Origin of the sequence: uncultured Umboniibacter sp., assembly GCF_947497555.1 — a bacterium.
GTDB lineage: Bacteria > Pseudomonadota > Gammaproteobacteria > Pseudomonadales > DSM-25080 > Umboniibacter.
The window spans coordinates 21,631-32,635 of the sequence record NZ_CANMGY010000016.1; the positions used below are offsets into that span (position 1 = coordinate 21,631).

An 11,005-nucleotide genomic window follows, 5' to 3' on the forward strand; every position below is an offset into this window, starting at 1 on the left:
CTTATTATCGCTCAGCTTCGTTATATTTGACACTAATAAAAGGGCGAACGGTCTTAATGGTGATTTGCGATGAGATTCTTGTCAAAAGTTAGACGATTCCTCTTGTTTTCTGGTTTTCTCTAACTATGACTGCCTAGGGGACTGTGATAATATTCCAGCACAATGATCATCAGTTTCGGCGCGTAGAAATGGTATTATCCGAGGGCCCGTGATTTATGTGTCGAATTATTCATTACGATTTTATTGAGTGTTATTAATGTCATATTGGCTATTGTCTGTATCGGATGCTGTTCCCTTTCAGCGTTATAAATCTCGTCTTGCCGATTTGTTTTCGGGCTATCCAACCGTAGAGTTTGCGGCGGTAGATAATGCCGAGGAGTTACTTCGAAGGTTGTCTTCAGAAGAGGCCTCGAGTGAAGGGGTCACGGACGTCTTTTTATTCACTGACGCTGTGTTGGAAAAGGACGTGGGCAAGAACGCTTGTGCTGGTCAATTGAACAGTCTCAAGCTGATCGATCTTTCATCGGTCGTATCGCCTGAAGCGTCCAGGTCTCCGATTAATGAAGACCATCTCAATGATCAGCTCCAGAGTTTGCGATCTCAATATGAGGGAGCTGCTGATGTAGTTTTTTCGACGAGCCTGGAGTGTAAAATCGCTGAACGCATGGATTTGGACTTCACTGGTCAATCAACTAGTTCTAAGCAGGATGATTTACTTTCGCTATTAGCGGAACAAATTTTCGAACTCTATTGCAAGTCGGGAGCATTCGACGAAATTCTAGCGGTAAGTCTCTCGAAATTGTTCAAGGCCGTTGCTCAGTATGAGGCTGAAGTCTCAGAAAAATTGGCGAGTTTAACTGTTGGTTTGGAGCACAAGTCATTGATGCTTGACCAAAAGCGGGAAGAGATTGCTAGGTATAACGCAAGTTTTGAGGGCGCTGCCATGGTTGCCCAAGACAAGGAGCTACTGGTTCTTCAGGTTGAGCAATTGGAGTCGGAGCTCGAAGAGTCCTACCGTCAGGTTGAGTCAGCTAAAGATAGAGCTGGCTCAATAGCTACCTTAAGTGCGGAGAATCGAGGACTCTGTGAGCAGGTTCGTCAACTTGAGGAGTCAAAGGTTGAGGCTGAAAGTGAGATTAATACGCTTAAGACGCTTGCGGAGGGGTTAACTAAAAGATTTGATGAAGCGGACGCTGAGCTAACTGCGCTTCAGGATAAATACGGGCCGATCAAAAATTATTGTGATGAGATGGAGTCTCAGCTGACTGAGTATGAAAGATCAATGGATGCTCAAGTAAAGCGCTATGAAGACAAGATTGCTTCGTTGAATTCTGCTAACCAAACGTTGGCGGAGAGATTGAGTTCGGCTGAAGTCAGCATGTTCGAGCGGGTTTCGGACGCAGATTCTGAGAAGTCAGAGTTATTGGCGGTAAACCAGGTGTTTCAATCGCAAACCGAAATTTTCAGATCAGAAGTTAAAACGTTATTGAAAGAAAAGGAAATGGTGAATGGTATGGCGGGTACAACCCGAATAGAGGACGTGTTCGCTAAGGTAAAGATGTCTGGTCTGGCAATTATCGGAAGCTACAGTGAAGATGGTTACCAAGATATCAAGCTGACCTGCGCCAATGTCGAGTTGGGGGACCAGCGTTTTTTTAAGAAGTTGAGCTTCAAGTTATCCCTAAAGAATGGGCATCCAGGTCTGGAATTTAGGCCTGATGAGGTTAACCCGGATTGCCTGGATTGGTTGGATGTCTGCAACGATGAATATGGTTATTTCATTCCGTACTTCCCTAATGCAATGGATCTGATTGACGACCGCCACCTGCAGGTTGTTGAGTCAATGAATTCTAGTGATCGTATGCTAGTAGTGGGTATTGCCTCTACGATAGCGCAGGCTTTGCAGTCGGCCGATTTAGATGATAGAACTGGCTTAAGCAGTGCAGAGTTACGCCAATGGCGTTTGGCAGCTTTGAAGCTTAAAGATCTGCTTGAATACGAGTCGCACTGGACGAGTCACGGTGCGGTCTATCTCGAAGAAATGTTTTCCGTACCAGGCTATCAGCATCTTTGGTTGTCATTAGATCATCTTCTTCAAGGGCGTCGTTATTTTAGCAAATTCGATTATAAACTCTCGGTTAATGTCAGCGCAGACGAGGCACTGGTTAACTCGTTTTCGCTAGAGCTAAGACAGCTAATTTCCGGTGACGCCCCGCTACTAGCCTGGCCAACTGACAGCTCAGATGATGCTGGTACTTTACTTCGTGTTGGGGTGGTTGTTGAAGATGGTGTGGCTCGCGTAGATGTGAGAGATGAGCTTACTGAAGAAGATAAGGAGCTTATCGAAGCCTTAGTAAAAAACTCCCGCTACTTTATTGAGAACCTTGGTGGTCAGGGGGTCGAGCTAGGTCGTTCTGTGTCTGAGTGGAACTCAGTTATAGGCGCTTTTGACTCGGTTGTATGGATGCCAGCTGATACTGTAACAGAACCTCTTTCGGTTCAGGATGACATGTCTGATCAGTATTTAACCGAAGTGGTTGTTGAAGACCGTGAAGTGACTGAGGAATCTGAAAGTGATGCCATATTGAGCCTGAATGAAGTCTATGAAGTCGAGGGTTATAGCCATATTGCATTTTCAGTAGCACATCGTGATCGCGGTGAACTGGTAGCTAAGTACCAACTGAAGTTCAGCGAGGAAGATGCTGATGGTTGGGTTGAACTCAGATCAGCAGAGGGTGGTGCTCGAGGTTTGCCATTCGATCATGCTATCGACGTAGCTGACGATGAGTATGGTGAATTTATCTCCCTACGTTACGAAGATCTTCATCAGTCGGAGTTTACCGATAAGGTCTGTAGGGAGGCATCCGAAGCAGATGTTTCTTTGCTCAATGCGATAAAGCAAAAAGCAAAGACTCTAAACGAATGTGCAGAGCTAGATAAGTCAGCCATGTGGACAGCGAAGTTCTGGTAGTTTAGCAAAGTGACAAGGTCAATTCATATTATCGATCCAGGAGCGATGGAGGCAGGTGGCCACCATTTCGCTCTTATCGAAACTATATTGGCTAGCAGTTTTTCGGGCGACTTGGTGTTTCACACGCATAAAAATTTGGACCGACGAAGTTTTGAGAGCATTGTTGAAGCGGGCTATGACGTTGATACAGTATTCGAGCAAAACTTTTACGAGTATTACGGTCAAAACGCCTTTGATTCAGCGAGTGCCGTTGACGTCCTTAGTTATGTAGCTCGGCTTAAAAACGAATACGATAAAGTATTACTTCAGATTTATAGTAACTCCGAGAAGCAAGTTTGCTTTTACCCATGTCTAGATTGGTACCACTTACTGGCCCTTCGGCTTGCGATGCCAGATATAGAAACTGGTCACGTAGTACATCGTGTTTGTTTGATGTTTGATATTGGCGTAGCCGCTGATGGCTCGAGGGATTGGGATCTTCTCTCTCACTGGTTACCTCAGCTAAGATGGGCAGCTGACCATGCTTCAATCGAATTATACGCAGCTGACTCTAGAATACTTAGTGCCTGGGATCTACTCGCTACAAACACATCGATAAAAGTTATGCCCTCTTACTTGGCTTATTGGCCATCTGTTCCAAAGCGGCAGGATGTTAAGGGTTGTAATACGGTTCTGGCCTATACCGGTGATGTAAAGGCTGACAAGGGCTTTAAGGAGCTTCCTAATGTAGTCAGAGAGCTGCTGGCGGATCAATCTATTGATCAAGTGATCGTCCAGTTTACGTGGAACTGGGACATGCCCGAATTAGAGAGTTGTAAATTGGAGCTAAGAAGATTAGCGCAAGATGAATCTCGTTTCGGCCTATTTGAGGGCCCTTGGACTCATATAGAGTTTGCCCAAACTATTGCAGATAGTTCTGCTTACTATTGTACTTATGACCGTGCTGTTTACGATGGTAAGTCATCAGGTCTGCCAGTGTGGCTGGGGTTTTATAACGTGTCGCTACTGGGATATAGGCCTAAGGCGCTTGAAGATGAGTTATATTACATTGAGCAACATCCAGCATACAAAGAAGCCCTTTACTCAGACCTAATCGAATGGTTTCAAAGTTGAGATTATGAATAAGTTAACCATAGAAATATCTTCCTATCCTAAGTCCGGAAATACGTGGGTTAGGCATATTTTTCGCGAGGTACTTCGAGGGACAAATGCTTCGAGGATCGAGCTTGCGACTGCCCTACATCAGCGTGGAGCACAACAAATTAAATCGTTAGAGCCAATTGAAATTAGTTCTTTGGGATTAAGTTTGAGGCTCTATAAGTCACACATTTGCGATCATCCAGAGCTAAATCCAAATCGGGTTCTATATGCATACAGGCATCCGTTGGATGTGTTATTTAGCGCCTTGAACTTTCATGCAACTCAGGCATTAATGCTGGGTAAAAAAGTTGATTTGTCGGTCTTTCGTGATGCCCGACCGAAAATGGTTGAGCAAATGTTGAGTGATGGGGATATTTCCTACTACTTTGACCGCTTTTTAGCGGATGCTGGTGCCTCGCTATTTCCAAGATCATTGACCGGAGTTGATACTTATTTTGATCATGTTGGCGCTGCCTTAGATAACCCCAAGGTAGTTGGCGTTAAGTATGAAGACATGTGTAGCGACGTAGCGGGAGCCATTGAGCCTGCCATTTGCGAAGTTCTAGGTCTTTCTCAGTTAGGTGCTACGATAAATTATAACTATATTAATAAGAATACGAAGGGTAGTGATAGGAAGGACTTTTTTTGGAAGGCTTCTAGCGGCGGTTACGTTGAACTACTCTCTGCGGCGCAGGTTGATCGTTTATGTACGCACTATCAGCAAGAGTTAAAGAATTTAGGTTACCTCTAAGCGCACTAACCTGTATTGATCACGGAGGTTCTCTCTGAAATTATTCTTTCATGGTGCAAGTGTTACTCAGCAGTCAAAGGAGGGAGGGTATCTTACTCAGCTTCGAAGTAAATTGAAGCAAAGAGGCGCAAAGATCAAAGTTCAATCTAAGGGCTATGGTGGTAATCATATTGGTGATGCCGGCTACCTTACTATTAATCGCGATGTGCCAGCTGACGTAGATGTTTGTTTTCTAGAGTGGAGCACTCCAGAGCAAAAGTCGTTACCGCGAGAAAAATTTCTCTACATGTTGGATATACTGCATGGTAAGTCGATACTGCCGATAGTGCTAATCTTGGCTCGTAAAGATAATATTGCTGGAGATAGGGAGTTTGACCGCGAACTGCTAAAGCTCTGTGAAGAAAATGACGTTAAAGTTTTGGATTATCGAAGCCTCATCGTCCCAGACGTGGATCTTAGAGATGCGGTACACACTAAGGAGAGTGGTGCGCTGAAGTATTCGCAGGCGATCATTGATGAGTTAAGTAGTATTCAAACTAGCCTTGAGTCTTGGAAGCCTCCCAGGGGCGGGCCGCTCGCTTTTAGTATTAATAGTCTGTCAGAGTTAACGATAACCCTGGAAGAAGGGCAAGCGTTAGAGTTTGATGTAGAGGTACTGGGTGAAAATGCTGAGGTTATAGCTGAGGTTGTTCGTGGGCCAGCGTCGGGTGTTATTGACGTATTGCCGGAAAAACTGAAGATTAAAGTTTGGGATCGATGGTCACACTTTGAGCGCCCCTCATTCCTGTCAATTTGTAAGTTTGAAGGCGTTAATAACTTTGTCCAGCGTGTAACTATCGCCATGACAGAGGATTCGGTTGACTACTCCCATTGCGCACGACCATTTAGTTACGACGGGCCCAAAAACTTTAAATTGAAGTCTTTACTGCTTACTAATTGTGTAGCTAAGAATGACCCGAAGGTAATGCATAGTTCGGAAGTCATATAAAATGCTTGTTTGTTCGTGTAACTCCGTTAAAATTATGCAATCAGAATGGAGTCTGATCTACTGTATAAAATTAGTTATAAAAGGCTAGCTCTGATTCCATTTCTAAACCGTTCAATCTAAACGACGAAGAGATCATGAATCCCAAAGTTACTGTAGTAACCGTATCTTATAATTGCCTAGCTGATCTGCAACATACTGTAGAAAATGTTACCAGGCAGACCTACGCTGATGTTGAATATATCGTCGTTGATGGCGCCTCGTCAGACGGAACAAAAGAGTACTTGGAATCCCAAAGTGGAGGTATGATCCACCAATGGGTCTCGGAGCCTGATAAAGGCATCTATTTCGCTATGAACAAAGCTATCACAATGGCATCTGGAGACTGGGTGATCTTCATGAACGCCGGCGATGAATTTCATAGTGATGATGCCATAGCGATGGCGTTTGGTGATGCGACGGATCTCTCAAATATCGATTTCGTATTTGGTGATCGCTATAAAATTGAGCCTTCGGGCAGTTCAACCTACGAGAAAGCGGGCCCAATTGAAGATACTCTGCTTCGTGAAGTTGTTTTTCATCAGGCACTGTTCACTAGGTTATCGTTGCTAAAAGACAGGCCATACAATACCTATTTGAAACTTGCTGCAGACTTTGAATATGTAGTGCGTTCCTTCTCTGAAGGTAAACGATTTCTCCACGTCCCTTTACCAATCTGCAATTTCATGGCTGGTGGCCGAAGCCGGCAGCAGCATATTCGAGCAATGATCGAAGCGTTAAAGGTAGTGACGGATCATCAGTCCCAGGCTTCCAAATGGCGTGAAAGTGATATTTTTAAGCACTTTGTCGCTAATCATCTTGAGTACGTGACCTCTAGCTTTTTACAGGATTATATGGTTAATACACCTACCCATAGGAAGCTTTGGTTAAGTTATGATGAGAATGAACGCCTCCAATTCAATAGTGAGCCAAAAGACAACTTTATTGAGAGCTATTTTAATCGAGTCTTTACACCTTTAAGTCACCCGAAAACTGGCTTTAAAGCACAACCGGTGAAAGTTGAGCTTAAATATGCCCAGCCCAAAATAAGTGTTGTAACGGTTGTGTTTAATGACCCTCAGGGATTGTCGAAGACTATAAATAGTGTTGCTGCACAATCCTATCCCAATATTGAGTATTTGGTGATTGACGGCGGGTCAACCGACGAAACGATTCAAGTGCTGGAGAATAATCAGCGCTTTGTTGATGTAAGTGTTTCGGAACGAGACAACGGCATCTACGATGCAATGAATAAGGCAATCCGACTAGCAAGTGGGGATTTTGTTATCTTTATGAATGCGGGCGATACCTTCTCAAGTACTAAGGTGGTTGAGTACGTATTCGACAATGCGAAACTAGATAATGACGTGATTTATGGTGATAGAAACTACGTCTCCTCCAAGGGTGATATTACTCATCAACCCGCGCAACCAATATCAACCGTCTTTAAGCGAATGCCTTATTGCCACCAGTCGGTATTCGTGAAGTTGAAGACACTCCAGCGATTCATGTTTAACGAAACTTATAAGTTCGCTGCCGATTATAACCAGGTTGTGGAAATGTACGTGGCGGGGTGTAACTTTCAGTACCTTCCCATTACGGTTAGCAACTTTGCAGAGGGGGGACGAAGTGAGTCGGGGATTAGACCGTACCTTGAAACTATTAAGATTCAATATGATCATGGTGGAGTGGAATTTAAGCCTGAAGATAGTGTCTACCTGCAAGGTTTGGTAAATAATATTTCTGATTTGGCAAAGTAGTTTAAACAGTGAAGAATTTATTAACAGCCGACATTCTTGATCAAATCGACTTCTCTACGGTGTTAGAGGTTGAGCGAGCGACGCTCAGCAAGATTAACGATACTTCTAAACAAGATTACTTATGGCAGCGTTTAGAAGAGCTACTCTATACCGACTTCAACCTGCCGATAGACCAATCAGCTGAGATTATGGGATTCAGGTCTTTAGATCGTTCAGACTATGAACAGCTATTTGATGCGGTTCTAAGAAATACTAATGGCTCCGTAATTCGAGCAGAGAACTATCGTCAAACTCGCCAGTACGCGAATCAGGATGCTGCACAGTTTGTTCATGATAGTACGATTCTAATGCGTTACATCGATGAGCCGAGCACACTACAAAGATCTTGCTTATATGTCCACCTATGCCTACATTTTTGGGTGGTAGAAAAGCTATTCTCTAACCATTTTAGTAAGTTGGTGTTATTCGGAGACATGCAGTCAGTAGAGAATCTGGCGGTTCAATTAGCAAGAATTTTTGGCATTAAGACTGCGACAATGCAACATGGTCTCTACGTAGATTACGGTACTTACAATACTATCAACGTGGTCAACTACCTAAATCATAATTCCGATTATTTTTTAGCATGGGGGGAGGAGACTAAGTCCCTTATAGAGAAGCACCGAAGTAATGCCCAAGTTGTTATCTGTGGTAATCCTACTTTAGCAAAAGAAGAGTCAACGCTTTCTTCTGATAAAGTAACCGGTGAGTATATTCTAGTGGTACTAGATCAGGTCATTTTCAAGGAGCAAAATCTGGCTATGCTCAAATGCGTGAGTCAGTATGCTTCGCGTCTAAATATCCCCGTCGCTGTCCGTTGTCACCCTTCTGATAATAAGCAAAACTATTTTACCAAAATCCCTGGTTTAGTAGATGACGGAAATGTTAGCAAAGCTTTGTTTGTAGTGGGGCATACCACGACATTACTATTTGAAATTCTAGCGAGAGGGATTCCTACGGTTCAGTTCGTTAGTGATATTCCACGTATTAATCTCCCAGGAGCGCTGCAATTTAATGATGTTGATTCATTGGCTGAAATTGAATTAGATGCGCACGATTTTCTAGCGCTAGCTAGGCACTATGTTGCGAGCTGTGGTGAACAAGCTGAAATACAATACCGTTCATTCTTTAGTCAGATCTTTTAACCGAAGTCATCATATCCCTGGCAAACGCTTCCAACCGTTGAATAACTTAACTAGAATAGCGAGTTATACTAATTAAGCGTTTATTGAGTGAAGATGAATATCTCCGAACTGTTGTCCGATCAAAATCCCAGTTATCTTCACGTAGGTAAAGCGAATAGATATATTGCGAAGTGTGTTACTGAGAATCGCCCTAAGCTCGTGGGTAGGTTTGGCTCGATAGAAGGGCGAGTAGTTGGGCATTATTTACTTGGTTTGACGGATAAGAACGATCACGTCCTTCCGCGTGTGGCGCAAAGTAATGCTGGAATTTGCCGACCGAGTAAGCGAACGCTAAAACACTTCGCTTGCGAATATATCTCTGCAGCCGCGAATGTTGACCTACTAGCGGCATGGAATTTTCCTCATCAATCAAAGTTAGCCGAGCTAACAGACCCTTCTCGTATGACACGGCTGTCGTTTATCGATCCAGTTTACGCACTGTCGCAAAGCTTGACGCCCTGGACCAAATCGCTAGAAGGTAAGCGTGTTCTGGTTATTCACCCTTTCAAATCAACGATTCAACAGCAATATGAGCGTCGTCGGGAGATTCCTGTACTAGCGTCGATGCTCCCCAACTTTGACCTGCAGATCATTCAGCCCCCAGTAACTACCGGTGCGAATATTGAGTATGAGTACCCCTGGGCTCATTACCTTTCAGCTCTCAAAAGAGAGGTGCTGAAGTACGAGTTTGAAGTCGCGATCATTGGTGCAGGTTCCTATGGGCTTCCAATAGCGAGCTTTATTAAGACCCTAGGTAAGCCGGCTATTCATTTAGGAGGGGTGACACAGCTTATGTTTGCGATAATGGGGAAGCGCTGGGAAAGCGTGAATTATGTCGCTTCGCTGGATAAATCAGGGTGGGTTAGGCCAAGGGCCGATGAAACGCCTCGTTATGCGAATTCTATCGAAGACGGCTGTTATTGGTGACACTATGAGTAAAGTAACTATTAAGGGCTCAGTCATCAACGCGAGCTTTCCAAGAAGTGGGCATCGTTTCTTAAAGGATCACCTAGTTCTGATACTTGGATCGGAATACCGCTACTTCGATCACTACCATGATACTGATGCAACCGGAAAGAATTTTGCGAAGACTCATGACTTTGAGCTGCTGGGACGCAATGTATTAAGCCAAGAATTTCCTAACCGTCGAAAGTATATCGTTCAGGTTCGCCACCCTTTAGAAAGCATTATCTCGTACTACGAATTTAAGTTACATTGGAATCGAATTAAGGTGGATACGGAACAAGTATTTCAGAGGCATCTGAAGAAGCAGCTAGGTAAGTGGAAACGCTTCTGCGATACTTGGTGTTTACCTCCAATGGACGACAGGCTTATTGTTACCTATCAAGATCTCTATACTCACCCTTTAAAAACGTTAGTTGAGGTTTGTGAGTTTATGGGTGAGTGTAGAATTGACAATGACAATTTTGCAACAGCAAAGGTCGATTTTCGTCGTTACTATAGTGACTCTGAGGGACAGCCTCGGGCTCGAAGTATCTCGGATTTTAGATATTTCAATGAAGAGAAATTTGAGTTGATCGAGCAAGAGGTGCTTACCGACTACTTAGTGCCGCTCGGCATTTCTCCCAAAATTCGCAAAAAGTATAATTAAATTGAATGAGTTGCGAGCAAAATGATTCTTCGTTTTCACATCTAGGTTCGTCGGTAATTAGTATAGCTGGTTCAGAGTGCTAAACGATGTGGCAAAGTTAGTCTATTTTTTCTAAAGTATCGAGTAGCAGCTGATAGATAACCTGTGGCTCGATAGTGTAGTTTATAAAGTCTTTTTTGGTGTTCCTCTTCGAAGTTTGCTCCTCAATATCTTCAAGCTTAGGCATGGCGATGTTGGGGTTCCATTGGTGATCGTTACCATTCCAGTAGCTACGGTTGCTATGGATCACTCCAGGCTTGTTACAGAAACGTAACGGAACAAGTAGTGGCGTTCCTGAATATGAGATGAAGGCCGTTGAATCTAGGCAGTGGGCTAGTTTGGTGTAGTAATCCGAGCCTACTAAACTAATAAACTCAACGTTCTTCGGGGCTTGGGATTCCAGCTGTTTGATAAGGCCTGAGAACTCTAGACACTTTTTATGGTAAATTAAGAACCATAGAAGTGAGGTAGAAATATGCCACGTG

The 11,005-nt window shown here is 43.7% G+C and carries 9 protein-coding genes; 8 read left to right on the forward strand and 1 reads right to left on the reverse strand.

The window, feature by feature from the left end; genetic code table 11:
* The first annotated feature begins 256 nt into the window (after positions 1-256).
* The 8 genes from Q0698_RS12920 to Q0698_RS12955 all read left to right on the forward strand — a co-directional run bounded on the left by Q0698_RS12920 (position 257) and on the right by Q0698_RS12955 (position 10,481).
* Positions 257-2,971 (forward strand): hypothetical protein, encoded by a 2,715-nt coding sequence (locus Q0698_RS12920; protein ID WP_298637107.1) that lies wholly within the window; start codon positions 257-259, stop codon positions 2,969-2,971.
* A gap of 9 nt (positions 2,972-2,980) precedes the next feature.
* Positions 2,981-4,084, forward strand: a complete 1,104-nt coding sequence (locus Q0698_RS12925) for a hypothetical protein (RefSeq protein ID WP_298637109.1) — start codon at positions 2,981-2,983, stop codon at positions 4,082-4,084.
* Between the two features lie 4 nt (positions 4,085-4,088).
* The gene (locus Q0698_RS12930) at positions 4,089-4,862 is read left to right on the forward strand and encodes a sulfotransferase domain-containing protein (protein WP_298637110.1); all 774 of its coding nucleotides are present in this window, start codon (positions 4,089-4,091) and stop codon (positions 4,860-4,862) included.
* A gap of 112 nt (positions 4,863-4,974) precedes the next feature.
* Positions 4,975-5,850 carry a hypothetical protein gene (locus Q0698_RS12935; protein ID WP_298637112.1) on the forward strand — a complete coding sequence of 292 codons (876 nt, stop codon included), beginning with the start codon at positions 4,975-4,977 and terminating at the stop codon, positions 5,848-5,850.
* Positions 5,851-5,984: 134 nt separating this feature from the next.
* A complete protein-coding gene (locus Q0698_RS12940; protein ID WP_298637114.1) occupies positions 5,985-7,646 on the forward strand; it encodes a glycosyltransferase family 2 protein in 1,662 nt (553 codons plus the stop codon).
* A gap of 8 nt (positions 7,647-7,654) precedes the next feature.
* Positions 7,655-8,830 carry a hypothetical protein gene (locus tag Q0698_RS12945; protein ID WP_298637116.1) on the forward strand — a complete coding sequence of 392 codons (1,176 nt, stop codon included), beginning with the start codon at positions 7,655-7,657 and terminating at the stop codon, positions 8,828-8,830.
* 93 nt (positions 8,831-8,923) lie between these two features.
* Positions 8,924-9,796, forward strand: coding sequence for a hypothetical protein (locus Q0698_RS12950; protein WP_298637118.1), 873 nt, complete (start codon positions 8,924-8,926; stop codon positions 9,794-9,796).
* A 4-nt stretch (positions 9,797-9,800) separates the two neighbouring features.
* Positions 9,801-10,481 carry a sulfotransferase domain-containing protein gene (locus Q0698_RS12955; protein WP_298637119.1) on the forward strand — a complete coding sequence of 227 codons (681 nt, stop codon included), beginning with the start codon at positions 9,801-9,803 and terminating at the stop codon, positions 10,479-10,481.
* A 97-nt stretch (positions 10,482-10,578) separates the two neighbouring features.
* On the opposite strand, the gene Q0698_RS12960 is transcribed toward Q0698_RS12955, so the two are convergent.
* The coding region (locus Q0698_RS12960; RefSeq protein ID WP_298637120.1) for a hypothetical protein at positions 10,579-11,005 on the reverse strand (427 nt) is incomplete at its 5' end.

Bases quoted from the DNA above. Each gene is read 5' to 3' on its own strand.
- Q0698_RS12920 (WP_298637107.1), top strand. From the start codon at position 257: ATGTCATATTGGCTATTGTCTGTATCGGATGCTGTTCCCTTTCAGCGT.
- Q0698_RS12930 (WP_298637110.1), top strand. From the start codon at position 4,089: ATGAATAAGTTAACCATAGAAATATCTTCCTATCCTAAGTCCGGAAAT.
- Q0698_RS12940 (WP_298637114.1), top strand. From the start codon at position 5,985: ATGAATCCCAAAGTTACTGTAGTAACCGTATCTTATAATTGCCTAGCT.
- Q0698_RS12950 (WP_298637118.1), top strand. From the start codon at position 8,924: ATGAATATCTCCGAACTGTTGTCCGATCAAAATCCCAGTTATCTTCAC.
- Q0698_RS12955 (WP_298637119.1), top strand. From the start codon at position 9,801: ATGAGTAAAGTAACTATTAAGGGCTCAGTCATCAACGCGAGCTTTCCA.